This window comes from Erythrobacter sp. NE805 (assembly GCF_046452355.1).
Taxonomy (GTDB): Bacteria; Pseudomonadota; Alphaproteobacteria; order Sphingomonadales; family Sphingomonadaceae; genus Erythrobacter.
The window spans coordinates 128,312-151,856 of record NZ_JBKFDI010000002.1 but is presented as its reverse complement, the minus strand read 5'-3'; the positions used below and the strand labels follow the sequence as shown (position 1 = coordinate 151,856).

Annotated in this window: 21 protein-coding genes and 1 tRNA gene; 18 read left to right on the top strand and 4 right to left on the bottom strand. The window is 69.6% G+C overall.

From position 1 onward, the window contains the following. The first annotated feature begins 57 nt into the window (after positions 1–57). The 4 genes from ilvB to ACLBKU_RS08630 all read left to right on the top strand — a co-directional run bounded on the left by ilvB (position 58) and on the right by ACLBKU_RS08630 (position 4,146). Positions 58–1,803: a biosynthetic-type acetolactate synthase large subunit gene (ilvB, locus tag ACLBKU_RS08645; protein WP_410179657.1), complete on the top strand. Its 1,746-nt coding sequence runs from the start codon at positions 58–60 to the stop codon at positions 1,801–1,803. Further along, positions 1,803–2,324 carry an acetolactate synthase small subunit gene (ilvN, locus tag ACLBKU_RS08640; RefSeq protein ID WP_410179148.1) on the top strand — a complete coding sequence of 174 codons (522 nt, stop codon included), beginning with the start codon at positions 1,803–1,805 and terminating at the stop codon, positions 2,322–2,324. Before ilvB ends, ilvN begins: the two co-directional genes overlap by 1 nt. A 48-nt stretch (positions 2,325–2,372) precedes the next feature. After that, positions 2,373–3,392 carry a ketol-acid reductoisomerase gene (gene ilvC / locus ACLBKU_RS08635; protein ID WP_410179147.1) on the top strand — a complete coding sequence of 340 codons (1,020 nt, stop codon included), beginning with the start codon at positions 2,373–2,375 and terminating at the stop codon, positions 3,390–3,392. An 85-nt stretch (positions 3,393–3,477) separates the two neighbouring features. Next, positions 3,478–4,146 carry a YceI family protein gene (locus ACLBKU_RS08630; RefSeq protein WP_410179146.1) on the top strand — a complete coding sequence of 223 codons (669 nt, stop codon included), beginning with the start codon at positions 3,478–3,480 and terminating at the stop codon, positions 4,144–4,146. Positions 4,147–4,185: 39 nt separating this feature from the next. Here the strand turns inward: ACLBKU_RS08630 and ACLBKU_RS08625 are convergent, their stop codons facing one another. Next, positions 4,186–4,680 carry a YHS domain-containing (seleno)protein gene (locus ACLBKU_RS08625; RefSeq protein WP_410179145.1) on the bottom strand — a complete coding sequence of 165 codons (495 nt, stop codon included), beginning with the start codon at positions 4,678–4,680 and terminating at the stop codon, positions 4,186–4,188. A 145-nt stretch (positions 4,681–4,825) separates the two neighbouring features. On the opposite strand from ACLBKU_RS08625, the gene ACLBKU_RS08620 reads away from it, so the two are divergent. The 7 genes from ACLBKU_RS08620 to ACLBKU_RS08590 all read left to right on the top strand — a co-directional run bounded on the left by ACLBKU_RS08620 (position 4,826) and on the right by ACLBKU_RS08590 (position 13,828). Continuing rightward, positions 4,826–5,983 (top strand): alpha-hydroxy acid oxidase, encoded by a 1,158-nt coding sequence (locus tag ACLBKU_RS08620; protein ID WP_410179144.1) that lies wholly within the window; start codon positions 4,826–4,828, stop codon positions 5,981–5,983. A 57-nt stretch (positions 5,984–6,040) separates the two neighbouring features. Further along, positions 6,041–6,496, top strand: coding sequence for a hypothetical protein (locus tag ACLBKU_RS08615; RefSeq protein WP_410179143.1), 456 nt, complete (start codon positions 6,041–6,043; stop codon positions 6,494–6,496). Positions 6,497–6,692: 196 nt separating this feature from the next. After that, positions 6,693–8,381, top strand: coding sequence for a 2-isopropylmalate synthase (gene leuA, locus ACLBKU_RS08610; protein ID WP_410179142.1), 1,689 nt, complete (start codon positions 6,693–6,695; stop codon positions 8,379–8,381). Between the two features lie 79 nt (positions 8,382–8,460). After that, on the top strand, positions 8,461–10,425 hold the full coding sequence (locus ACLBKU_RS08605; protein WP_410179141.1) for an alpha/beta fold hydrolase: 1,965 nt from the start codon (positions 8,461–8,463) through the stop codon (positions 10,423–10,425). A 366-nt stretch (positions 10,426–10,791) separates the two neighbouring features. Next, positions 10,792–11,589, top strand: coding sequence for a DUF2189 domain-containing protein (locus tag ACLBKU_RS08600; RefSeq protein WP_410179140.1), 798 nt, complete (start codon positions 10,792–10,794; stop codon positions 11,587–11,589). 82 nt (positions 11,590–11,671) lie between these two features. Then, positions 11,672–12,733 carry an amidohydrolase family protein gene (locus tag ACLBKU_RS08595; protein ID WP_410179139.1) on the top strand — a complete coding sequence of 354 codons (1,062 nt, stop codon included), beginning with the start codon at positions 11,672–11,674 and terminating at the stop codon, positions 12,731–12,733. Between the two features lie 90 nt (positions 12,734–12,823). Further along, positions 12,824–13,828 (top strand): NAD(P)H-dependent flavin oxidoreductase, encoded by a 1,005-nt coding sequence (locus ACLBKU_RS08590; RefSeq protein ID WP_410179138.1) that lies wholly within the window; start codon positions 12,824–12,826, stop codon positions 13,826–13,828. Here ACLBKU_RS08590 and ACLBKU_RS08585 read toward each other — a convergent pair whose 3' ends face one another. From ACLBKU_RS08585 to ACLBKU_RS08575, 3 genes are all read right to left on the bottom strand, one after another. Next, positions 13,829–14,347, bottom strand: coding sequence for an AHH domain-containing protein (locus ACLBKU_RS08585; protein ID WP_410179137.1), 519 nt, complete (start codon positions 14,345–14,347; stop codon positions 13,829–13,831). Positions 14,348–14,349: 2 nt separating this feature from the next. Then, the gene (locus ACLBKU_RS08580; RefSeq protein WP_410179136.1) at positions 14,350–14,772 is read right to left on the bottom strand and encodes a hypothetical protein; all 423 of its coding nucleotides are present in this window, start codon (positions 14,770–14,772) and stop codon (positions 14,350–14,352) included. Between the two features lie 476 nt (positions 14,773–15,248). Then, positions 15,249–15,734, bottom strand: a complete 486-nt coding sequence (locus ACLBKU_RS08575; protein ID WP_410179135.1) for a flavodoxin family protein — start codon at positions 15,732–15,734, stop codon at positions 15,249–15,251. 86 nt (positions 15,735–15,820) lie between these two features. On the opposite strand from ACLBKU_RS08575, the gene recJ reads away from it, so the two are divergent. The 7 genes from recJ (at position 15,821) to phoU (ending at position 23,419) form a co-directional block, all read left to right on the top strand. Next, entirely contained in the window at positions 15,821–17,626 is a 1,806-nt protein-coding gene (gene recJ / locus ACLBKU_RS08570; RefSeq protein ID WP_410179134.1) for a single-stranded-DNA-specific exonuclease RecJ, read from the top strand. A gap of 91 nt (positions 17,627–17,717) precedes the next feature. Continuing rightward, a tRNA-Glu gene (locus tag ACLBKU_RS08565) sits at positions 17,718–17,792 on the top strand. Between the two features lie 117 nt (positions 17,793–17,909). After that, complete coding sequence (locus tag ACLBKU_RS08560) at positions 17,910–19,166, top strand: sensor histidine kinase (RefSeq protein ID WP_410179133.1); 1,257 nt, start codon at positions 17,910–17,912, stop codon at positions 19,164–19,166. Positions 19,167–19,291: 125 nt separating this feature from the next. After that, on the top strand, positions 19,292–20,677 hold the full coding sequence (gene pstC, locus ACLBKU_RS08555; protein WP_410179132.1) for a phosphate ABC transporter permease subunit PstC: 1,386 nt from the start codon (positions 19,292–19,294) through the stop codon (positions 20,675–20,677). Further along, the gene (gene pstA / locus ACLBKU_RS08550) at positions 20,674–21,966 is read left to right on the top strand and encodes a phosphate ABC transporter permease PstA (protein WP_410179131.1); all 1,293 of its coding nucleotides are present in this window, start codon (positions 20,674–20,676) and stop codon (positions 21,964–21,966) included. The genes pstC and pstA overlap by 4 nt, the downstream gene beginning before the upstream one ends. 17 nt (positions 21,967–21,983) lie before the next feature. Continuing rightward, entirely contained in the window at positions 21,984–22,751 is a 768-nt protein-coding gene (pstB, locus tag ACLBKU_RS08545; protein ID WP_410179656.1) for a phosphate ABC transporter ATP-binding protein PstB, read from the top strand. Continuing rightward, complete coding sequence (gene phoU, locus ACLBKU_RS08540; RefSeq protein ID WP_410179130.1) at positions 22,751–23,419, top strand: phosphate signaling complex protein PhoU; 669 nt, start codon at positions 22,751–22,753, stop codon at positions 23,417–23,419. Before pstB ends, phoU begins: the two co-directional genes overlap by 1 nt. The last annotated feature ends 126 nt before the right edge of the window (positions 23,420–23,545 follow it).

Below are 23,545 nucleotides of genomic sequence, written 5' to 3'. Positions count from 1 at the left end.
GACCCTGCCCCCGCCCCCGCCCCCAAGGTCCTCGGGGCGACCGAGCCCGCGAGCGCGATGAGCGGCGCGGCGATCCTCGTGAACGCCCTGATCGAACAGGGCGTCGAGTTCGTGTTCGGCTACCCCGGCGGCGCGGTGCTCCCGATCTATGACGAGCTGTTCGGCGACGAGCGCATCCGCCACATCCTCGTCCGCCACGAAGCGGGCGCCGCGCACGCGGCCGAGGGCTATGCCCGCGCCACCGGCAAGCCCGGCGTGGTGCTCGTCACCTCTGGCCCGGGCGCGACCAACGCGATCACCGGCATCGCGGACGCGTGGATGGACTCGATCCCGATGGTGGTCCTCACCGGGCAGGTCCCGACCAGCCTGATCGGCACCGACGCCTTCCAGGAGGCCGACACGATCGGCATCACCCGCCACTGCACCAAGCACAACTACCTCGTGAAGGACCCGGCCGACCTCGCCGCGACGATCCGCGAGGCCTTCCTGATCGCGACCACCGGCCGGCCCGGTCCGGTCGTCATCGACATCCCGAAAAACGTCCAGATCGCCGTGCCCTCCGAACGCCGCGCCGCGGTCCGCGCGGGCGCGCACCGCTATGCGCCGCAGATGGTCGCGCCCCCTGAGCAGATCATCGAGGCGGTCGAGATGATCGCGGCCGCCAAGGCGCCGATCCTCTACACCGGCGGCGGCGTCATCAATTCGGGCCCCGAGGCGAGCCGGCTGCTGCGACAGTTCCAGGACCTCACCAGCGCGCCCGTGACCTCGACCCTCATGGGTCTCGGTGCCTTCCCCTCGACCCATCCCGACTGGCTGGGGATGCTCGGGATGCACGGCACCTTCGAGGCCAACATGGCGATGAACAAGTGCGACGTGATGGTCTGCATCGGCGCGCGCTTCGACGACCGGGTGACGGGCCGCCTCGACGCCTTCTCGCCGGGCTCGAAGAAGATCCACATCGACATCGACCGGTCCTCGATCAACAAGACGGTTCCGGTCGAGCTCGGCATCGTCGGCGACTGCGCGACGGTGCTCGGCCAGCTGATCGAGGCATGGGGGAGCCGGCAGGCCGCGAACCTCGGCGAGTGGAAGGCCCGCATCGCCGGATGGCGCGCGCGCGAGTGCCTCGCCTATCCCGAGCGCTCGGCCAAGAACCCGGGCATGATCATGCCGCAGAAAGCAGTCGAGCGGCTCCATGCCCTGACCCGCGACCGCAGCCCGATCATCGCGACCGAGGTCGGCCAGCACCAGATGTGGGCGGCGCAGTATTTCGGTTTCGAGGACCCGAACAAGTGGCTGACCTCCGGCGGCCTCGGCACGATGGGCTATGGCCTGCCCGCTGCAATCGGCGCACAGCTCGGCCACCCCGATGCGCTGGTGATCGACATCGCGGGTGAGGCGAGCATCCAGATGAACATCCAGGAGCTCGGCACCGCCTCGCAATACCGCCTGCCGGTCAAGATCTTCATCTTGAACAACGAATACATGGGCATGGTCCGCCAGTGGCAGGAACTGACCTATGAGAGCCGCTATTCGAACTCCTATTCCGACAGCCTCCCCGATTTCGTGAAGCTCGCCGAGGCCTATGGCTGGAAGGGCATCCGCATCACCGAGGAGCGCGAGCTGGACGACGGTATCATGCGGATGCTCGATCACCCGGGTCCGGTGATCGTCGACTGCCTCGTCGCGCAGGACGCCAACTGCCTGCCGATGATCCCGAGCGGGGCGGCGCACACCGACATGATCCTCTACGGCGACCATGTCGACGGGACGATGGACGACGAAGCGAAGGCGCTGGTGTGATGCCGCTGAGAATCGCAGAGGCCGCCTCCGAGCGCCACGTGCTCGCCGTCATGGTCGACAACGAGCCGGGGATCCTCGCCAAGATCACCGGCCTGTTTACCGCGCGCGGCTACAATATCGACAGCCTGACGGTGGCCGACATCACCGAGGACCATGCGGTGAGCCGCATCACCATCGTCACCAACGGCCCCCCGCAGGTGATCGACCAGATCGAGGCGCAGCTCGAGCGGCTGGTGCCGGTGCACAAGGTCACCGACCTCACCACCGCCGGCCCCCACGTCGAGCGTGAGCTGGCGCTGATCAAGGTGGCGGGCACCGGCGACAAGCGGGTCGAGGCCCTGCGGGTGGCCGAGATCTTCCGCGCCCACGTGGTCGACACCACCACGACGAGCTTCGTCTTCGAGCTCACCGGGGCGCCCGAGAAGATCGACAGCTTCGTCGGCCTGATGCGCGACCTCGGCCTCGTCGAGGTCGGCCGCTCGGGCGTGGTCGGGATGCTGCGCGGGGCCGCGGGGGCCTAGGATTTTCCATTCGCCCGGGGCGGCGACAACAACAAGCAAGGACGGACAATGAAGGTTTACTACGACGCCGACGCCGATTTGGGTCTGATCACGCCGAAGAAGATCGCGATCGTCGGCTATGGCTCGCAGGGCCACGCCCATGCGCAGAACCTGCGCGACAGCGGCGTCGCCGAAGTCGCGATCGCGCTGCGCGAGGGTTCGGGAACTGCGAAGAAGGCCGAGGCCGCCGGGTTCAAGGTGCTCTCCAACACCGCGGCCGCGCAGTGGGCCGACCTCATCATGATCCTCGCCCCCGACGAGCACCAGGCGGCGATCTGGGAGAACGACCTCAAGGGCCACATGAAGCCCGGCAGCGCGCTCGCCTTCGCGCACGGGCTCAACATCCACTTCGGCCTGATCGAGGCGCCTGCCGACATCGACGTCATCATGATCGCTCCCAAGGGCCCCGGCCACACCGTGCGCTCCGAATATGTGCGCGGCGGCGGGGTGCCCTGCCTCATCGCCGTCCACCAGGACGCGAGCGGCTCGGCGCATGACGTCGCCCTCGCCTATGCCTCCGCGGTCGGCGGTGGTCGCTCGGGGATCATCGAGACCAACTTCCGCGAGGAATGCGAGACCGACCTGTTCGGCGAGCAGGCGGTGCTGTGCGGCGGGATCACCCACTTGATCCAGGCCGGGTTCGAGACGCTGGTCGAGGCCGGATACGCCCCCGAGATGGCCTACTTCGAGTGCCTTCACGAGACCAAGCTGATCGTCGACCTGCTCTATGAAGGCGGCATCGCCAACATGCGCTACTCGATCTCGAACACGGCGGAATATGGCGACATCACGACCGGTCCGCGCATCATCACGCAAGAGACCAAGGCCGAGATGAAGCGGGTGCTCGACGACATCCAGTCCGGGCGCTTCGTGAAGAACTTCGTGCTCGACAACCGCGCGGGCCAGCCCGAATTGAAGGCCGCCCGCAAGCGCGCCGCCGCTCACCCGATCGAACAGACCGGCGAGAAGCTGCGCGCGATGATGCCGTGGATCGCCGCCAACAAGCTCGTCGACAAGGCGAAGAACTGACGGGACGAAGCGAGCGCGCGGCGGGCGGCGGAACCAAGGCGAAGCCTCGCCGATTACGTCTATCGGACAACAGGAGGTCATCACCATGAACCGTTTCGCCTTCGCCGCCGCCGCCGCGCTCACCGTCCTCGCCGTCACCGGGGGGATTGCCGCCGCCCCCGCGATCTTCGCCCAGGGCGCCGCCCCCCAGGCCCCCGGCGCCAAGGACCCCGCGCGGGTCACCGCCGGGACCTACACCGCCGATTCCGCGCACTCGCTGATCGCCTTCGAGGTCAATCACTTCGGCTTCAACGACTACTACGGCATCTTCGGCGATGTCGCGGGCACGCTGGTGCTCGATCCGGCCCAGCCGGAGGCGGCCAAGGTCGAGGTGACGATCCCCGTCGCCAGCGTCACCACGGCGAGCAAGGGCCTCACCGATCACCTGCTGCGCGCCGGCAAGGACGGCGGCAAGCCCGACTTCTTCGGCCCCGCCCCCGCGCCTGCCCGCTTTGTCTCGACCGCGGTGAAGCTCGATCCCAAGGACCGCACCAGGGCGATTATCACCGGCGACCTCACCCTCAACGGGGTGACCAAGCCCGTCACCTTCGAGGCCGAGTTCACCGGCGCCGGCGCCAACCCCTTCAACAAGAAGGAGACCGTCGGCTTCGAGGCCGAGACCAGCATCAAGCGCTCGGACTTCGGGGTGAGCTACGGCATCCCCTTCGTCAGCGACGAGGTCGAGCTCGACATCTCGGTGGCATTCGAGAAGTGATCCCTGCGGACGGCGGTCGGTCGCGCCGCCTGTCGCCCCTCACAACCCGAACCACGATCCGGTGTAGGTCTTGCCCGCCGGAACCTTCGCCCAGTTGGGGCCGCCCTTGGCGATGAACCCGGCGATGTTCCTGCGCCACTTGGTGCGGATCGACTGGTCGTAGTTGAGGTAGAGCTTGCCGTCGACGATGTCGTAGGCAGTCGGATCGCCGGGTGCGAGGTAGCCCTGTGCGATGGCCCAGGCGCAATGCCCGCCGTATTGCGGGGCGAAGGCGGCCGGGTTGGCCTTGAACGCGGCGGCGTTCTCGGCGCTGGCGAAGTGCCACTCGGCTCCCTTCCAGACGATCTTGTGCTTCCCGCTGCCGCGGACCGGCCTCCCCGTTCCCCGGAAATAGCTGACCGGATCGTAGCCGCTGACGGCGATTGTCCCGCCCTCGGTGCCGACATAGATACCGCCGTCGGCCATCGCGGGAACGGGCAGAGCGAGAGGAGCGGCGATGGTCGCGAGGGCGAGGATCATGCGGGTCGGTCGCATTGCGAAGGTCTCCTGGAACAGCGGCGCTCACCATAACGCGGCCGGGGCTGCCGGTCTTTCGCCCCGAGCCTGCGAAAGGTGACGCGGCGCCCTCGTGAAATTTCATCGACAGACCCACGCTCCTGTTCCAAAGCTGGCGGCCACGATGCGCCTGTCCGACTGCCACAACATCGACGACTTCCGCAGGCTCGCGCGGGCGCGGCTGCCGTTTCCGGTGTTCGACTATATCGACGGCGCGGCCGACGACGAGCTCACCAAGGCGCGCAACACCGCCGCCTTCGCCGCGGTCGACCTCGTCCCCGACGTGCTCGCCGGGGTCGAGACGATCGACACCTCCTGCACGATCCTCGGCCGCAAGTCCGCGCTGCCGCTGATGCTCTCGCCCACCGCGGTCCAGCGCGCCTTTCACTGGCAGGGCGAGACGGCGGTCGCCAAGGCGGCCGAGAAGTTCGGGCTGTGGTTCGGCATCTCGAGCCTCGCGACGCGCTCCATCGAGGAGATCGCGGCGCTCACCACCGGCCCCAAGCTGTTCCAGCTCTACGTCCACAAGGACAAGGGGCTGAACGCGAGCATGATCCAGCGCTGCCAGGCCGCGAAGTTCGACGCGCTGGCGCTGACGGTCGACACCATCGTTTCGGGGAAGCGTGAGCGGTGCCTGCGCTCGGGCTTCACCACCCCGCCGCGCTTCACCCCGGCCGGCATCTGGAGCTACGCCACCCGGCCCCGCTGGACGCTCGACTACCTGCTGCGCGAGACATTCCGCCTCCCCAACCTCGACACCCATGTCGCGGAAGGGACCGGCAAGGCGGTGAGCATTGCCGAGTATTTCAACACCATGCTCGACACCGCGATGGACTGGGACACCGCCGCCCGCATCCGCGAAGACTGGGGCGGGACCTTCGTGCTCAAGGGTGTGATGAGCGCCGCCGACGCGCGCCGGGCGGTCGCAATCGGCGCCGACGCGATCATGATCTCGAACCACGGCGGGCGGCAATTGGACGGCAGCCGCGCGCCCTTCGACCAGCTCCCCGAGATCGTCGATGCGGTCGGCGGGCGGATCGAGATCATCTGCGACGGCGGGGTGCGGCGCGGCACCCACGTGCTCAAGGCGCTATGCAGCGGGGCGACCGCGGCCTCGGGCGGGCGGCTCTACCTCTATGCCCTCGCCGCGGCGGGGCAGGACGGGGTCGAACGCGCGCTCGGCATCCTCAAGGACGAGATCGAGCGAGGGATGCGATTGATGGGGGTGACGCGGGTCGACCAGCTCACCCCCGACCGGCTGCGCCTGCGCGGCTTGTCATGATCCGGTAACGCAATGCGCGTTTGGGCCGGAGCCATGCCTCACCAAGGAGCACCCTACATGACCGCGGCCTCACGTGCCCTCTTCCTCCTCGCCCTCCTCCCTGCCTTCGCGCTCGCCGCCTGCGGGAGCGAGCCCGAGAAGCCGACCGAGGACGCAAAGAGCTTCGCCGAGCGGATCGGCAATGGCGGGGCGAGCCCGGTCCCCGCGCCCGCCGCCACCGCCACGCCGCAGGTCGCCGCGCCGCTGCCCGGCGCCGCCCCCGGCGCCTTCGCGCGCGGCACCCTCACCGATCCCGCCGCCGCCACCTGCGGCGCGCCGCTGATGGGCCCCTTCATCGGCAAGCCCGCCGACCAGCCCACCCGCGCCGCGATCGCCAAGACCCTCGGCCGGACCGCGAACCTGCGCTTCGTCGCCTTCGGCAGCGAGGGCTATGTCGCGCCCGATCCCACCAACCCGCGCCTGTCGATCATGCTCGATGCCGAGGGGATCATCCGCGACGCGCGCTGCGGGTGAAATCGGGGCCATTCCCGGCTTGCACCCCGCGCAATAATCGGCAATGAGGGCGACCATGACGGGACACGGACTTCCGCTGCTTCGACTTATGCGCCCTTGGGCGTAGGCAGCCGCGCGCGAAGGACGCGGGGCACCCACTCCCAAGGGTAACCTCCGCAGCCTTCCTCCTCCCTTCGACGCGACGAGCCCCATCCCCATGCCCATGCTCAAGCAGCCTTCCGCCAAGTATCGCCCCTTCGGCCAGATCGATCTGCCGGGCCGCCAGTGGCCCTCGCGCCTGATCGAGCGCGCGCCGCGCTGGCTCTCGACCGACCTTCGCGACGGCAACCAGTCGATCATCGATCCGATGGACGCGGTGAAGAAGCGCCGCTTCTTCGACCTCCTCGTCGAGGTGGGCCTCAAGGAGATCGAGATCGGCTTCCCCAGCGCCGGGGCGACCGAGTTCGACTTCATCTCGGGCCTCGTGAAGTCCGGCGCGATCCCCGATGACGTGATCGTCCAGGTGCTCACGCAAAGCCGCGAGGACCTGATCCGCACCTCCTTCGCCAGCCTCGAGGGCGCGCGGGCGGCGATCGTCCACCTCTACAACGCGGTCAGCCCCGCCTGGCGCGACATCGTCTTCCGCATGAGCCGCGAGGAGGTGAAGGCGATCGCCGTCGCCGGGGCCAAGGTGATGCGCGACGAGGCGGCGAAGTATCCGGGCACCGACTGGCACTTCCAATATTCGCCGGAGACCTTCTCGACCGCCGAGTTGGATTTCAGCATCGAGGTCTGCGCCGCGGTGATGGAGGTGCTCCAGCCCACCCCCGAACACCCGATCATCCTCAACCTCCCCGCCACGGTCGAGGCGGCGACGCCCAACATCTACGCCGACCAGATCGAGTATTTCGGCCGCCACCTGCCGAACCGCGAGAGCGCGGTCCTGTCCCTGCACACCCACAACGACCGCGGCACCGGCGTCGCGGCGGCGGAGCTCGGGCTCATGGCGGGCGCGGACCGGGTTGAGGGCTGCCTGTTCGGCAATGGCGAGCGCACCGGGAATTGCTGCCTCGTGACAATGGCTCTCAACCTCTACACGCAAGGCGTTGATCCGCGGCTCGATTTCTCGGACATCGACCGGGTGATCGAGACGGTGGAGTATTGCAACGACATCCCCGTCCACCAGCGCCACCCCTATGGCGGCGAGCTCGTCTACACCGCCTTCTCGGGCAGCCACCAGGACGCGATCAAGAAGGGTTTCGAGGCACGCGAGACGCAGAACGACGACCTTTGGCGCGTGCCCTACCTCCCGATCGACCCCGCCGATCTCGGCCGCTCCTACGAGGCGGTGATCCGCGTCAATTCGCAGTCCGGCAAGGGCGGCTTCGCCTGGGTGCTCGAGAAGGACCAGGGCCTGAAGCTTCCCAAGAAGATGCAGGCCGATTTCTCCCGCCACGTGCAGGCGATGGCCGACGAGCTGGGCCGCGAGCTCAACGCCGCCGACATCTGGGACGCCTTCCGCCGCGCCTATCACGTCAAGATCCACCCCAAGCACTTCCAGCTCGTCCGCTACGAGGAGAGCCGCGCCTCCGACGGCACGCGCATCTTCGCCGGGACCATCGCTGTCGACGGCGCCGAGCAGTCGGTGTCGGGGCGCGGCAACGGGCTCATCTCAAGCGTGATGGACACCCTGCGCGAGGCTTTCGGGGTCGAGCTCGAGGTGATCGACTACACCGAGCACGCATTGGGCGCCGGGACCGACGCGCGCGCCGCCGCCTATCTCGAATGCCGCGCGCCCGGCGGAGCGACGATCTGGGGCTGCGGCATCGACGAGGACATCGCCACCGCGAGCGTCCGCGCGGTGCTCTCCGCCGCCAATTCGGCGGTGGCGCGCGCGCCCGCCTGAGCCAGATCGGGCTGGCAAGCGCCGGCTTCGATGGTATCCTCTCCCCTGCGCCTGCGATGGCGTCTGGGGGGAAACACACATGCACAAGACGATGATGGCGGCGCTGCTGATGAGCGCCCCGATGCTCACCGCACCGCTGGCCGCGCAGATCGCCACGCCCGAGCGGCCGGTGACCGATCCGAAGACGCTCACCTCCCCCGTCAACCCCGAGGCGCGCGCGGTGCCGCTCGAGGACATCGGCAGCTCGCGCACCGCCGCGAGTGTCGCCTGGAGCGTCGACGGCGAGCATATCTTCCTCTCGACCAATCTCACCGGCCGCTTCAACATCTGGCGTACCGACGCCGCGGGGAGCTGGCCGCTGCAGCTCACCCAGTCCGACGAGGCGCAGGGCGGGCTCGCCGCCTCGCCCGACGGCAAGTGGCTCTATTTCCAGCAGGACAAGGGCGGGAACGAATATCACGACATCTACCGCGTGCCGGTCGGCGGCGGGGCGGTCGAGCAGATCACCCGCACCCCGGACATCGCCGAGCGCGGCCTCGTGCCGGGCGGCGCGGGCGGGCTGATGGCGCTGTCGGTCAAGAACCGCAACGACGGCCAGGCGAACCTCGCGGTGCTCGCGCCCGACGGCACCGTCAGGGTGCTCACCAGGGAGGCGGACCCCGCCTTCGCGTGGGCGCCGCAAGTCTGGGCCGACGACGGGAAGACGATCTACGCCAACCGCGAGAAGGTGGATTCGTCCACCAGCGAGGTGTGGCGCGTCGACGTCGCGACCGGCAAGGCGACGCGCGTGCTCGGCGCCGAGGGCACGATCTTCGCGCTCGCCGACGTGAGCCCCGACGGCGAGTGGCTCGCGGTGACCACCGACACCGCGATCGGCCGAGCGCGCGCGGGGCTCTACAACCTCGCAAGCGGCCGGTGGACCTGGCTCAAGCCGACCCCCTGGGAGCAATCCGCGATCCGCTTCACGCGCGACGGCACCGCGCTGCTGGTCGAAAGCAGCGACGACATGCGCACCGCACTCGAACGCTACGACCTCGCGACCGGCGCGCAGACGCCGTTGAAGCTCCCCGCCGGGCTCAACTTCGCGAGCGGCCGCGATGCCCGCTCGCCCGACGGCCGCGCGCTGCTGGTGACGAACATGGGGGCCAACGTCGCGGGCGAGATCAGCCGCTACGACCTCGCGACGGGCAGCCTCAGCCGGGTCACCAACCTCGCCGTCGCGAGCCTGCGTCCCGAGGCGCTCGCGACCTCGCAGATGGTCACCTACAAGAGCTTCGACGGCACCCTCATCAGTGCGCTGGTGACGATGCCCGCGAACCTCAAGCGCGACGGCAGCAACCCTGCGATCGTCTTCCCCCACGGCGGGCCGACCGGCCAGAGCGTCGACAGTTTCAGCCCCTATGCCGCCGCGCTCGCGAGCCGGGGCTATGTCGTCATCCAACCCAATTTCCGCGGCTCGACCGGCTACGGCAAGGCTTTCCAGGCGGCGAACTACGATGACCTCGGGGGCGGCGACCTCAAGGACACGATCGAGGCCAAGCGCTTCCTCGTCGCGAGCGGCTATGTCGATCCACAGCGTGTCGGGATCTTCGGCGGCTCCTACGGCGGGTTCATGACGCTGATGGCGATCGGCAAGGCGCCGGACGAATTCGCGGCCGCCGTGCAGTGGTTCGGGATCATCAACTGGCGCAGCATGTACCGCGACCAGGACGAGTTCACGAAATCCTATCAGCGCACGCTGATGGGGACGCCCGAGGACAACCCGGAAGGCTACGACCGGGCCTCGCCGCTGACCTATCTTGCCAGAGCCAAGGCGCCGCTGCTCAGCCTCCAGGGCGAAAACGACATCCGCGTGCCGCGCGGCCAGGCGCAGGAGGTGGCGGACATCCTCGCGGCCAAGGGCAATGTCGTCGAGACGGTGTTCTACCCCGCCGAGGGCCACGGCTTCCGCAAGCGCGAGAACCAGATCGATTCGCTGCGCCGCACGGTCGAGTGGTTCGACACGCACCTCAAGCCGCAGCCCGCCGGCGCGGAGGCGAAGTAGCGGCGCGGCGCATTGGCACGCCGAACGGCTCCGGTCTCAGCGCGGACGCCGATCGGCCTGTCCGGCGCGACCGGGAGCAACGGCGGCGCTGCGCGTTGGCTGGCGCGAGCGACCCGTCGGCGCAGGGCCTCGCCGCCCCGCCGCCCGACGCCCTGTCCGCTCCCCAAAAGCCAGCGGAGCGGCTGCCGCCGGGGCCTGAAGCTGAAGCGCGCCTGCAAGCTTCTTGCGGGCTCCCTTGCTCGACCCCTGCGCATGGTCCCGCGCGAGGGGCTGCCGATACGCTCCGGGTTCCGCTCCGACCGCCCTTGCGTCCGGCTGCGTTCGCGCGCAGTTTCACGCGCGGTCACTTGGGGAGGGAGAGCAGCGATGGACGCCAGCGAACCGGGCTTTCCCGTGAGCGCCGCGCCGCCGCGGCCGCAGGTGGCGGGGGACCTCGCGTGGGGGGACCTCGCCGCGGCGCTCGCGGCGGGGTGGCGCGACTTTCTCGCCATGCCGCGCTTCGGGCTGTTCTTCGGCGGGGTCTATGTCCTCGCCGGGCTCGGCATCGGCTGGGCGGCGTTGGCGGGGAGCAATCCCACCTGGCTGATCCCCGCCATCGCCGGCTTCCCGCTGGTCGCCCCCTTCGTCGCGGTCGGGCTCTACGAGGCGAGCCGCCGCCGCGCCGCGGGAGAGCCGCTCACCTGGCGCGCGGTGCTCGGCGCGCTCAAGGGGCACGGCGACGACCAGATCCTCTCGATGGGGGTGATCGTCTTCGTCGCCTTCTCCTTCTGGATGATCGTCGCCCACGCGATCTTCGCCGTCTTCATGGCCGAGAGCGGGATCGGCGGCGGGGGCGTCGGCGAGACGCTCGCGGCCTTCCTCACGCCTTCGGGGCTGGCGATGCTGGGCGTTGGCAGCATCGTGGGAGCCCTCATGGCCTTCGCCTTCTACGCGATGACCGTCATCAGCCTGCCGCTGCTCGTCGACCGGCGGCACGACTTCCTCACCGCGATCATCGCCAGCCTCGCGGCGGTGGGGCGCAATCCGGCGGTGATGACCGGCTGGGCGGCGCTGATCGCGGTGCTGCTCTTCGCCGCGCTGATCCCGGCCTTCCTCGGGCTGGTGGTCGCGCTCCCCGTGCTCGGCCACGCGACCTGGCACCTCTACGTGCGGGCCGTGGACTGAGCTTTTGGGAGCTTGCGCGGGCCCGGCGTGCGGCTAGGTCTGTTCCCCGACAAGCGCCGCCAAGGCGCGCGAGGGAGAGACCATGACCGAGACCATCATCGAGCCCGAACCGATTCTTGAAGCGGATTTGGCGATCATCGACCCCCACCACCACCTCTGGGACCTCAGGCCGATGGTGCCGATGTTCCCCCAGCCGCATCACCCCTTCATCGCCGCGATCGCGCCCCACGCCTATTACACCTTCGACGCGCTCCACGCGCACATGACGAGCGGGCACAACATCGTCGCGACCGTCTACATGGAGTGCGGCGCCTTCTACAACGGCGCCTACGGGGACGCGCTGAAGCCGGTCGGCGAGGTCGAGTTCGTGAACGGCGTCGCGGCGCAATCGGCGAGCGGGCTCTACGGCGGCTCGCGCTACTGCGCGGGGATCGTCGGCCATGCCGACCTCACCCGCGGGAGCGCGGCGGGCGCGGTGCTCGACGCGCTTCAGGCCGCCGCCCCGCGCCGATTCAGGGGCATCCGCCATCAGGCAGCGTGGGACAAGGATGCGAGCGTGCTCGGCGCGCCCTTCCATGCGCCGGAGGGGCTCTACCGCGACGCGACCTTCCGCGAGGGCTTCGCCGAACTCGGCAAGCGCGGGCTCACCTTCGACGCGTGGCTGCTCGAGCCGCAGCTCCCCGACGTGATCGACCTCGCGCGCGCCTTCCCCGATCAGCCGATCTGCCTCGACCATTGCGGCACGCCGGTCGGGCTCGGGAGCTACAGGGGGACCCTGCCCGAGCGCTTCGACACCTGGGCCGCCAACATCCGCGAACTGGCGAAATGCGAGAACGTGGTGGTCAAGCTCGGCGGCCTCGCGATGGCCTTCTGCGCCCTGCCGGAAGAGGGACCCGCCGCGGGATATGGCTCGGAAGCGCTCGCGGACCTGTGGCGCCCTTATATCGAGACCTGTATCGAAGCCTTCGGGCCTTCGAGGGCGATGTTCGAGAGCAACTACCCCGTCGATTCCTGGGGCGCCGACTATGCGGTGCTGTGGAACGCCTTCAAGCGCCTCGCCAGCGGGGCGAGCGCGGATGAGAAGGCGGCGCTCTTCGCCGGGACGGCGGCGCGGTTCTACAGCCTCGGAGACCTGCTCGCGTGACGTAACGTCACTCGCAAAAACGCGCTTGGCTGGCTTGGAACCTGCGTTAGAGAACCCCGTTCAGGCCGAATAGATTTCGAGGAGAAACCCATGCCCCTTCCCGCCCCGTTCGATCGTCTGCGCCTGCCGCTGATCGGATCGCCGCTGTTTATCGTCTCGGGCCCCGAGCTCGTGATCGCGCAGTGCAAGGCCGGGATCATCGGCAGCTTCCCGGCCCTCAACGCGCGGCCCCAGTCGCAGCTCGACGAGTGGCTCCACCAGATCACCGAGGAGCTCGCCGCGCACAACCGCGCCAACCCCGATCGTCCGGCGGCGCCCTTCGCGGTCAACCAGATCATCCACAAGACCAATGACCGGGTCGATGCCGACATGGCGACCTGCGCCAAGTGGCAGGTGCCGATGATCATCACCTCGCTGGGCGCGCGCGAGGATATCTACACCGCGGTCCGCTCGTGGGGCGGGATCACGATGCACGACGTCATCAACAACCGCTTCGCGAGGAAGGCGATCGAGAAGGGCGCGGACGGGTTGATCCCCGTCGCCGCGGGTGCGGGCGGCCATGCCGGCGCGCTCTCGCCCTTCGCGCTGATGCAGGAGATCCGCGCGTGGTTCGACGGGCTGGTGGCGCTGTCGGGCTCGGTCGCGCACGGGGCGACGATCCTCGCCGCCCAGGCCCTGCGCGCCGACTTCGCCTATGCCGGCAGCGCCTTCATCGCCACGAAAGAGGCGAACGCCACCGAGGGCTACAAGAACGGCATCGTCGAGGGCTCCTCGGAGGGGATCGTCTACACCAACCTCTTCACCGGGGTGCACGGCAACTACCTCAGGTCCTCGATCGAGGCGGCGGGGCTCGATCCGGACAACCTGCCCGAGAGCGATCCGTCGAAGATGAACTTCGGCAGCGGCGGCAACACCAAGGCCAAGGCGTGGAAGGACATCTGGGGCTCGGGCCAGGGGATCGGCACGATCAAGGAGGTCGGTACGGTCGAGGACCTCGTCGCCCGGCTCGAGCGCGAGTATCACGCCGCGCGCGCGCAGCTTCTCGCCAATTCGGGCTTCACCTCGTGGAACGCGCTGGCCGAGGCGGCGGAATAGCTAGTCCGCGCCCCACAGCAGCTCGGCCATCGCGTCCAGCTCGTTGAAGTCGAAGCCGCTGCCCAGCGGGTCCTTGCGGCTGAGCACGATCCGCCGGCGCGCGGCGAGCAGCTGGCGCCTGAGCGCGCCCTGCAACAGGTGGAGCCGCAGCAGCGCCTCCTCGAGCGCGGCCGCCTCGTCGTGCTTGCGCGCCTCGGCCCAGCGCGCCTCGATGGTGCCGACCCGGGCGATCACCATCTCGGTGTAGCGGTGGTGCGGGCCGCGGTGGAGCGGCATCCCGGTGCGCAAGCTCGCATCCTCGCGTGCGGGCAGCAGCAAGCCGTTGCGGCGGAAATCGTCGAAGCCGACCTCGGCCCGGCCGAGCGCGGCGAACATTCGGCCGAAGCAGCGCTCCGAGAGGAGCTGGCGCGGCAGCAGGTGGTGCCGCTGAAGCGCGGGATCATAGCCCGCGCTCCCGCAGGCGTTGACCGCGCGGAAGGCGATGGTGGTGCGATGTTCGGTGTGATCCCTTTGCGGCATGACTACTCCCGCCACACGCTGATGACCGCCCGGTTGCGCGAAGGGCGCAGCACCAGCGGCGTGCCGTCGGGGGCGATGATGCGGTCATCGTCCTGGAGCCCGCCGACGATCACGAGATGATTGACGAGCCGGATCCCGAGCCGGGTCGCGGCGACCTTGTCGAGGCTCAGCGGCGGCTCGATGCGCAGCTCCTGCCCGATCCAGAAGGCGAGTCCCTCGCTCTCGAGCGAATCGTCGGCGGTTTGGGTGAAGACCGTGAGGCCCAGCGCCGGGAAGGGCCCGCCGTCGAGCCAGGCGGCGGCGGTGCTCTCGAAGAAGCGGCGACCGATCGCGCTCTTCGCCGGGCCCCAGCCCACCGCGACGAGATCGTCGAAATGGCGCACCAGTTCGCAGCCAAGGGTGAGCAGCGTGCGCATCAGCGGCATCGCGTTGCCGCCGGCCGCGAGGTGCGGCCCGGGGCGCAGGGTGAGCGTCTCGACCTCGCCCTCAACCGGGAGCGCGGGCAGGTCGAAGCGGTGGGTCAGCTGCGGAAAGGGCGCCGCCGGGCCGGGCGCGAGGCCCGCGAGATCGAAGGTCAGGCCCTCGCAGAGCAGTTCGAGCCAGTGCTGCTGCGCGGGCCACAGCGCCTCGGGGTGCTCGCCGCTCTCGGGGAAGGGATCATGGCTGATGCTGACTGCGCGGTGATGGTTGACGAAGCTCGCGAGCGCGCGCCGATCGGGCCGGTTGCCGGGGGCAAACAGCAGGTGCAGCTGGGCATGCTCGGCTCGCTGCGACTGTGGAATAGTCGAGGCCCCCCTCGATTGCTTGTTGTAAGGTCCCGAATTCGATGTCTCTTATCTGACTTGTTTGCCCGCGAGCGTCGAGTCCCCAAAGGGGGAGACTGTCCCGTTCTGGAGCAATTTCAGAACAGGCCGAGCCGCAGCCCTTCCGCAAGCCCTGCGCCAAGCGCGCGCGCGGCGGCGAGATCGGCGGCGGCGACCCGTTTCGGGGCAGCGATCGCCTCGGGGGTCTGCGCGGCGAGATTGACGATCATCGGCGCCGCGACCCGCTTCAGCCGCCAACCGGTGACGATCCGGTCGATCTGCCGCTGCGCCCCCTCGCCGTCCGATCCGGCGGCGATCAGCGTCGCATAGGGCCGCCCCTCGACCCGCCCGAGCAGCGGGTAATAGGCGCGATCGAACATCTCCTTCATCAGCCCGCTCGTCGCGCCGAGGTTCTCCGGGCAGCAGAACAGGTAGCCGCCCGCCTCCAGAAGCATCGCGGGTTCGGCATCGGCGGCCGCGACGAGCCGGCCCGCCTCCCCCGCCCCCTCGGCCGCCGCGCGGGCGAGCGCCTCGCTCGCGCCGGTGCGGCTGTGCCAGAGGATCAGGAGGCGGGGCGCGGACATGAGCGCGCGAGGCTGGCGCGCGCGGCTGTCGATTGTCAATGCCGCGCATCTGCCCTTTCTTGCGCCCATGCGCTAAGCACGCGCGCATGGCCGCCCGTCCGCTCGCCCCTCCCCCCTTTGCGCCCGTCCTCGGGGTGACGAGCTCGCTCTCGGGCAAGGCGTGGCGCTGGCGCGGCGGCAACATGGAGCTGGGGGATGAGGCCGGTCCCGTCGGCCTCGACCGCTCGATCCTCGACCAGCTGCTGCTCACCCGCGGCGTCGCCGAGCACGATCTCGCCCGCCACGCCGCACCGACCTTGCGCGAATTCCTCCCCGACCCCTCGACCTTCCGCGACATGGACGCCGCCGCCGAGCGCCTCGCCGCCGCGGTCGTCGGGGGTGAGACAGTCACGATCTACGGCGACTACGACGTCGACGGCGCGACCAGTGCCGCCCTGCTCGTCGAGCTGCTGCGCCAGCTCGGGCTCGAGGCGGGCTACTACATCCCCGACCGCCTGCTCGAGGGCTACGGCCCTTCCGGCGAGGCGCTGGTGAAGCTCGCCGAGGACGGCTCGCAGCTGATCGTCACCGTCGATTGCGGGGCGATGGCGCACGAGGCGCTGGGCATGGCGAAGGCGGCGGGGGTCGACGTGATCGTGGTCGACCACCACAAGTGCGCCGCCGAGCTTCCCCCGGCGCTCGCGCTCGTCAACCCCAACCGCCTCGACGAGAGCGACCTCGGCGCGGCGCACGGCCACCTCGCGGCGGTCGGCGTCGCCTTCCTGCTGGGCATCGCGCTGGTGCGGACCCTGCGCGCGCAGGGGTGGTTCGCGGACGGGCGGCGCGAGCCCGACCTGATGGGCCTGCTCGACCTCGTCGCATTGGGCACGGTCGCCGACGTTGCCGCGCTCCACGGCCTCAACCGCGCCTTCGTCGCGCAGGGGCTGAAGGTGCTCGCCCGCCGGGGGCGGATCGGGATGGCGGCGCTGATCGACGCGAGCCGGCTGACCCGGGCGCCGCAATGCAGCGACTTGGGCTTCGCGCTCGGCCCCCGCATCAACGCGGGCGGACGGATCGGCGAATCCACCCTCGGCGTGCGCCTGCTCACCACCACCGACCCCGAGGAAGCCCGCGCGATCGCCGCGCAGCTCTCGCAATTGAACGAGGAGCGCCGCCAGATCGAGGCCGCGGTGCAGGAGGCCGCCGAGGCGCAGCTCGCCGGGCAGCACAACATGGCGGTGCAGGTGCTCGCCGGGCACGGCTGGCATCCCGGGGTGATCGGTATCGTCGCCGGGCGCATCAAGGAGAAGACCGGCAAGCCCGCGGTGGTGATCGCGCTCGACGAAAGCCAGGGCAAAGGCTCGGGCCGCTCGATCAGCGGGGTCGATCTCGGCGCCGCGATCATCGCCGCGCGGGAAGCCGGACTGCTGGTCGCGGGCGGCGGGCACGCGATGGCGGCGGGGCTGACCATCGAGCCTGCGCGGCTCGCCGACTTCGCGGGCTTCCTCGACGAGCGGCTCGCCCGCGACGTCGAGCGTGCCCGGGCCGGAGCGGCGATGCTCTTGGACCTCGCGCTCGCCCCCGGGGGGCTCACCCCCACGCTGGTCGAGACGCTCGAGGCGGCCGGCCCCTACGGCGTCGGCTGGCCCGCGCCGCGCGTCGCGGTCGGGCCGGTGCGGATCGTCAAGGCGGACCTCGTCGGCAAGGACCACGTGCGGGTGGTCGCGAGCGGACCGGACGGCAAGAGCTTCAAGGCGATCGCCTTCCGCGCGGCGGAGACCGAGTTGGGCCAGACCCTCCTCCACCGCCACCAGGGCCGCCGCTTCCACCTCGCCGGGCGCGCCAGGATCGACGACTGGGGGAGCCGCCCGGCGGCCGAATTGCAGCTCGAGGACGCCGCCTTCGCCGACTGAGCGGGCGTGTGGACAAAATTCGCGTTCGCCTTCGCAAGTCGGGGCTTGACCGGCCCGAACCACGACCCTAAAGGCGCGCTCTCACCGCGACGGCCCGTTCGTCTAGCGGTTAGGACGCGGCCCTTTCACGGCTGAAACACGGGTTCGATTCCCGTACGGGTCACCACCTTCGAAGGTGGTTTGCGACAAGGGCGGCAGGCACAGGCCTCGCCGCCCTTTTTGCTGTGCGCCCCGCGCGCCCCCGCTTTCCAGCCACGCCGCTTGCCTGTAAGGGCCTCGCATCATGGGCAGCAGCCAGAACTTTCCCGTCGCCGGCGTCCTGCTCGCCGCGGTGACCTTTGCCGCGCTGCTGATGCTGGGGACCGATTTCGTTCTCGCGCTCGCGGTGCTGACGGTGTGGGTCGGCTCGCTGCTGGTCGCCGCCGGGCGCCCGCCCGAGCCGCCCAAGGCCAAGGTCCGCCAGCGGCTCACCCCCGAATCGATCCGCGACCTCATCGAGAACTCCTCGATCCCGCTGATCGTCACCGACCGCAACACCATCGCCGTCGCCAACCGCGCCGCGCGGCAGATGCTCGGGCCGCACGTGATCGGCCAGGACGCGCGCGTCGCGCTGCGCCAGCCCGAGGCGGTCTCGCTGGTCAACGAGGACCGCCAGGGCGCGGCGATCGTGCGCGGGCTCGTGCGGCGCGGCGACATCTGGCAGATCAACCGCCAGGCCCTCGACGAGCGGCTGGCGATGCTCGAGTTCATCAACCAGACCGCCGAGGCCGACATCAGCCGGGCGCACACCGATTTCGTCGCCAATGCGAGCCACGAGCTGCGGACGCCGCTTGCTGCGATCATCGGCTATGTCGAGACGCTCCAGGAGGGCGACGGGGAGATCGACACCCCGACCGCGCGCAAGTTCCTCGGCATCATCGAGCGCGAGGCGCAGCGGCTCCAGGCGCTGGTCAGCGACCTCATGAGCCTCAGCCGGGTCGAGGCCGAGAAGCACGACCTTCCCACGACGCGCATCGACCTCGCCTCGCTGGTCGAGCGGGCGGCGCGCGATGCGGCAGGTTCGCGGCGGATCGACCGGCTGGTGCTCGAGCTCCATGCCGAGCCGGTGGTGCGCGGCGATCTCCAGCAGCTCGAGCAGGTGGTCCGGAACCTCGTCGACAACGCGCTCAAATACGGGGCGGAGGGCACGCCGGTGACGGTGGTGCTCGACCTGGCGCAGGGCGAGCTCGCGCGGATCGCGGTGATCGACGAGGGCGAAGGCATCGCGCCCGAGCAGATCCCGCACCTCACCCGGCGCTTCTACCGCACCGATCCGGGCCGCAGCCGCGCCTCGGGGGGAACCGGCCTCGGCCTCGCGATCGTCAAGCATATCGTGGAACGCCACCGCGGGCGGCTCGACATCACCAGCGAAGTCGGCAAGGGAACGCGGGTGGTGGTGCGCATCCCGCTCGCCCCGCCCGACGCCGAGGAGCCGGCGGCGATCCCCCGGGGCTCCGCCGCGGCGAGCGGCATCGCGGAGGAATCCGGAATATTGTCATAAGACCGTCTCAATTCTCCGACAAGCGCCGAGCAGGCATAGTTGCCGGGGGCGCGGGAATGGAGCCGGTCAACACACCAGGGCCCGACCACCAGAGCTGTTCCCGCAGGTAACCACAGGTTTCATCCATGTCACCGATCACGCTGATCCTGATTGCGCTCGGCCTCGGCCTTCTCGGCTGGCTGGCGGGGCGCGCCAAGGCGTGGAGCTTCGCGGCGAGCGGCGGGGGCGAGCGCACCGCCTCGCGGCCCGTCTACCACGCCTGGTATGTCGCGCTGTGGGTGGTGATCCCGGTGCTGGTCTTCGTGGTCGCCTGGACCGTGCTCGTCCCGCAACTGGTGCTGCAATCGGTGCTCGCCTCGCCCGCGGCCGAGGCCCTGCCCGCCTTCGGCTTCGAGCGCGACGCTTTCCTCGGCGAGGCGCGGGCCGTGGCGCTCGGCCAGGCGCCCGGCGTGTTCAACGACGAGGCCGAGGGCCTGATCGCCCCGTTCCGCGAGGCCTATGCGCATTACAACACCATCGGCATCATCGTCACCGCGCTGATCGCGCTCGTCGGCGGGGCGCTCGCCTTCCTGCGCTTGAAGCCCCAGTTCGGCGCGCGCACCCGGGTCGAGCGCACGGTGATGACGATCCTGCTGCTCGCCTCGCTGGTGGCGATCCTCACCACGCTCGGCATCTTCGCGAGCCTCGTGTTCGAGACGGTGCGCTTCTTCGGCATGGTCTCGCCGATCGACTTCCTGTTCGGCCTCAAGTGGGCGCCCGACACGATGGCGAGCCCCGATGCGGTCGATGCGAGCCGCTACGGCGCGGTGCCGCTGTTCTGGGGGACGATCTTCATCGGCGCGATCATCGCGATGATCGTCGCGATCCCCCTGGGGCTGATGAGCGCGATCTACCTCACCCAATATGCGGACCCCAGGGTGCGGACCTGGATCAAGCCCCTGCTCGAGCTGCTCGCCGGCGTGCCGACGGTGGTCTACGGCTATTTCGCCGCCCTCACCCTTGCCCCGATGATCCGCGATGCTGCCGTCGCGGTCGGCATCGCCAACGCCTCGACCGAGAGCGCGCTCGCCGCGGGGATCGTCATGGGCGTCATGATCATCCCCTTCGTCTCCTCGATGGCCGACGATTCGATGGCCGCGGTCCCGGCCGCGATGCGTGACGGGAGCCTCGCGATGGGCGCGACCAAGTCCGAGACGATCCGCCGCGTCCTGTTCCCCGCCGCGCTCCCCGGGATCGTCGCGGGGATCATGCTCGCGGTCAGCCGCGCGATCGGCGAGACGATGATCGTCGTCATGGCCGCCTCGCCCGCCGCCAACCTCACCGCCAACCCGCTGGAGCCGATGTCGACCGTCACGGTCCAGATCGTCAAGCTCCTCACCGGGGAGCAGAGCACCGATCACCCCGCGACGCTCAGCGCCTTCGCATTGGGCTTCGTGCTGTTCATGGTGACCCTCGCCCTCAACTTCATCGCGCTGCGCGTGGTCAAGCGCTTCCGGGAGGCCTACGAATGAGCACCATGCCGATGGACTCCGCCTCCGCCGCACCGGCCCGTCCGCAAGTCACCGGCCCGACCCGCACCGCCGCCTTCGAGGCGCGGCTCGCCAGGCGCTACCGTGCCGAGCGCAATTTCCGCCTGCTCGGCCTTGCCGCGGTCGCCTTCTCGGTCGCGGTGCTGGTGTTCCTGCTCGGCAATATGCTGGCGAACGGCATCGGCGGCTTCCAGCGCGCCGAGCTCGCGGTCAGCATCGACTTCACCAAGGCCGGGATCGATGCCGATCCGACCTCGCTCGCCGCCCCTTCCGCGGTGCAGACGCTCGAGATGCAGGGCCTGCCCGACATCGTCACCTTCTTCGCCGAGGAGCAGCTCGGCAAGGACGCCGCCGCGCAGATCTCCCCCGAGGCGTGGCGCGATGTCGCCGCCGCGCTCACCCGCGATCCCGACCTCCTCGCGGAGACGCGGGTGTTCCACCTCCCCACCTCCTCGGCGCTCGCCGCGGGCCTCCAGGGCGAGGGCGCGCCCGAGATGCAGGCGCTGGCGAAGCGCCTCGCGGGCGAGGGCAAGCTCGCGCGCAACTGGGACTGGGGCTTCCTCGCCCGCTCGGACGCGACCAGCCCGCAATCGGTCGGCATCTGGGGCGCGCTCAAGGGTTCGATGCTGACCATGCTCGTGACGCTGGTGCTGGCCTTCCCGGTGGGCGTCCTCTCGGCGCTCTATCTCGAGGAATATGCCCCCAAGAACCGCTGGACCGAGATCATCGAGGTCTCGATCAGCAACCTCGCCGCGGTGCCCTCGATCATCTTCGGCCTGCTCGGCCTCGCGGTGTTCCTCGCGGTCTTTCCGGACCTGCGCTCGGCGCCGCTGGTGGGGGGCATGACGCTCGCGCTGATGACCATGCCCGTCATCGTCATCTCGGGACGCAACGCGATCAAGGCGGTGCCGCCCTCGATCCGCGACGGGGCGCTGGCGATCGGCGCCTCGCCGGTGCAGGTGGTGTTCCACCACGTCCTCCCCCTCGCCCTCCCCGGGATGCTCACCGGGACGATCATCGGCATGGCCCGCGCGCTCGGCGAGACCGCGCCGCTCCTCCTCATCGGGATGCGCGCCTTCGTCGCCACCCCGCCCGACGGCTTCACCTCGCCCGCCACGGTCCTCCCGATGCAGATCTTCCTGTGGTCCGACGAGATCGACCGCGGCTTCGTCGAGCGCACTTCGGCGGCGATCATCGTGCTGCTGGTGTTCCTGCTCGCGATGAACGGGCTTGCCATCTACCTCCGCAACAAGTTCGAGAAACGCTGGTGACTGTGATCCATCCCAACATGGCCGACGAGGGTGCGAAGATTCGCGCGCGCGACGTCTGCGTCTTCTACGGCGAGAAGAAGGCGATCGACCACGTGTCGATCGACATCTCGCCCGACTACGTGACCGCCTTCATCGGCCCCTCGGGCTGCGGCAAGTCGACTTTCCTGCGGTGCTTCAACCGCATGAACGACACGATCGGCGCGGCGAAGGTGACCGGGCTGATCGAGCTCGACGGCGACGACATCCACGGGCCGAAGATGGACGTCGTCCAGCTGCGCGCGCGCGTCGGCATGGTGTTCCAGAAGCCCAACCCCTTCCCCAAGTCGATCTACGAGAACATCGCCTACGGGCCGAAGATCCACGGGCTTGCCGAGAAGAAGGCCGATCTCGACGTGATCGTCGAGCGCTCGCTGACCCGCGCCGGGCTGTGGGACGAGGTCAAGGACCGGCTCGACGATAGCGGCACGGCGCTCTCGGGCGGCCAGCAGCAGCGCCTGTGCATTGCGCGGGCCATCGCGGTTGACCCCGAGGTCATCCTGATGGACGAACCGGCTTCGGCGCTCGACCCGATCGCGACCGCCAAGATCGAGGAGCTGATCGATGAACTCTCCGGGCGCTACGCGATCGTGATCGTCACCCACTCGATGCAGCAGGCCGCCCGCGTCAGCCAGCGCACCGCATTTTTCCACCTCGGCAAGATGGTCGAGTATGGTCCGACTTCGGAGATCTTCACCAATCCCATCGAGGAGCGGACGAAGGACTATATCACAGGGCGTTACGGTTGATGGCTGAGCATACCGTCAAGGCATTCGACGAGGACATCACCCGCCTGCGCGGGTTGATCGCGGAGATGGGCGGCCTCGCCGAGGTCGCGATCGCGGAATCGCTCGATGCCCTGGTGCGCGGCGACGAGCGGCTCGCCGAGCAGGTGGTGGCGCGCGACAAGCGCATGGACGCGCTCGAGATGGAGGTCGACAAGCTCGCGGTGCGGATCATCGCGCTGCGCGCGCCGATGGCCGACGACCTGCGCGAGGTGATCGCGGCGCTCAAGATCGCGGGCGTGCTCGAGCGGATCGGCGACTATTCGAAGAACATCGCCAAGCGGGTGGGCATGATCGAGGGCCGCGCCCGCTTCGAGCCGCTGACCCTGCTTCCGACGATGGGCGAGCTTGCGGGCGAGATGGTCCACGACGTGCTCACCGCCTATGCCGCGCGCGACCCCGAGCTCGCCCGCGAGGTGATCGCCACCGATGCCAAGGTCGACGGCTTCTACAACTCGATCTTCCGCAACCTCGTGAGCTACATGGTCGAGAACCCCTCGACGATCTCGAGCGCGGCGCAGCTGCTGTTCGTGGCGCGCAATATCGAGCGGATCGGCGACCATGCGACCAACGTCGCCGAGATGGTTCACTTCGCCGCGACCGGGGCCTATCCGCCCGAGACCGACCGCTGATCCAGGGTTACGCTTGCGGCGCCTAGCCCCGCCCTAGCGCGCCCCAGACCCCGGTTACACCCCCGCTAGACCCCCTGCAGACCCCAGCCAGGACGTCGTTCTTGCGATGTTTCGCGTGAAACATTG

What these genes read in the sequence shown, in the direction of transcription:
- ACLBKU_RS08615 (WP_410179143.1), top strand. Translation starts at nt 6,041, where the DNA reads ATGACCGCGGCCTCACGTGCCCTCTTCCTCCTCGCCCTCCTCCCTGCC.
- ACLBKU_RS08620 (WP_410179144.1), top strand. Translation starts at nt 4,826, where the DNA reads ATGCGCCTGTCCGACTGCCACAACATCGACGACTTCCGCAGGCTCGCG.
- ACLBKU_RS08580 (WP_410179136.1), bottom strand. Translation starts at nt 14,772, where the DNA reads ATGCCGCTGATGCGCACGCTGCTCACCCTTGGCTGCGAACTGGTGCGC.
- ACLBKU_RS08630 (WP_410179146.1), top strand. Translation starts at nt 3,478, where the DNA reads ATGAACCGTTTCGCCTTCGCCGCCGCCGCCGCGCTCACCGTCCTCGCC.
- ilvC (WP_410179147.1), top strand. Translation starts at nt 2,373, where the DNA reads ATGAAGGTTTACTACGACGCCGACGCCGATTTGGGTCTGATCACGCCG.
- ilvB (WP_410179657.1), top strand. Translation starts at nt 58, where the DNA reads ATGAGCGGCGCGGCGATCCTCGTGAACGCCCTGATCGAACAGGGCGTC.
- ACLBKU_RS08590 (WP_410179138.1), top strand. Translation starts at nt 12,824, where the DNA reads ATGCCCCTTCCCGCCCCGTTCGATCGTCTGCGCCTGCCGCTGATCGGA.
- pstB (WP_410179656.1), top strand. Translation starts at nt 21,984, where the DNA reads ATGGCCGACGAGGGTGCGAAGATTCGCGCGCGCGACGTCTGCGTCTTC.
- pstC (WP_410179132.1), top strand. Translation starts at nt 19,292, where the DNA reads ATGTCACCGATCACGCTGATCCTGATTGCGCTCGGCCTCGGCCTTCTC.
- ilvN (WP_410179148.1), top strand. Translation starts at nt 1,803, where the DNA reads ATGCCGCTGAGAATCGCAGAGGCCGCCTCCGAGCGCCACGTGCTCGCC.
- ACLBKU_RS08625 (WP_410179145.1), bottom strand. Translation starts at nt 4,680, where the DNA reads ATGCGACCGACCCGCATGATCCTCGCCCTCGCGACCATCGCCGCTCCT.
- leuA (WP_410179142.1), top strand. Translation starts at nt 6,693, where the DNA reads ATGCCCATGCTCAAGCAGCCTTCCGCCAAGTATCGCCCCTTCGGCCAG.
- ACLBKU_RS08595 (WP_410179139.1), top strand. Translation starts at nt 11,672, where the DNA reads ATGACCGAGACCATCATCGAGCCCGAACCGATTCTTGAAGCGGATTTG.
- ACLBKU_RS08585 (WP_410179137.1), bottom strand. Translation starts at nt 14,347, where the DNA reads ATGCCGCAAAGGGATCACACCGAACATCGCACCACCATCGCCTTCCGC.
- recJ (WP_410179134.1), top strand. Translation starts at nt 15,821, where the DNA reads ATGGCCGCCCGTCCGCTCGCCCCTCCCCCCTTTGCGCCCGTCCTCGGG.
- ACLBKU_RS08560 (WP_410179133.1), top strand. Translation starts at nt 17,910, where the DNA reads ATGGGCAGCAGCCAGAACTTTCCCGTCGCCGGCGTCCTGCTCGCCGCG.
- ACLBKU_RS08600 (WP_410179140.1), top strand. Translation starts at nt 10,792, where the DNA reads ATGGACGCCAGCGAACCGGGCTTTCCCGTGAGCGCCGCGCCGCCGCGG.
- ACLBKU_RS08605 (WP_410179141.1), top strand. Translation starts at nt 8,461, where the DNA reads ATGCACAAGACGATGATGGCGGCGCTGCTGATGAGCGCCCCGATGCTC.
- ACLBKU_RS08575 (WP_410179135.1), bottom strand. Translation starts at nt 15,734, where the DNA reads ATGTCCGCGCCCCGCCTCCTGATCCTCTGGCACAGCCGCACCGGCGCG.
- phoU (WP_410179130.1), top strand. Translation starts at nt 22,751, where the DNA reads ATGGCTGAGCATACCGTCAAGGCATTCGACGAGGACATCACCCGCCTG.
- pstA (WP_410179131.1), top strand. Translation starts at nt 20,674, where the DNA reads ATGAGCACCATGCCGATGGACTCCGCCTCCGCCGCACCGGCCCGTCCG.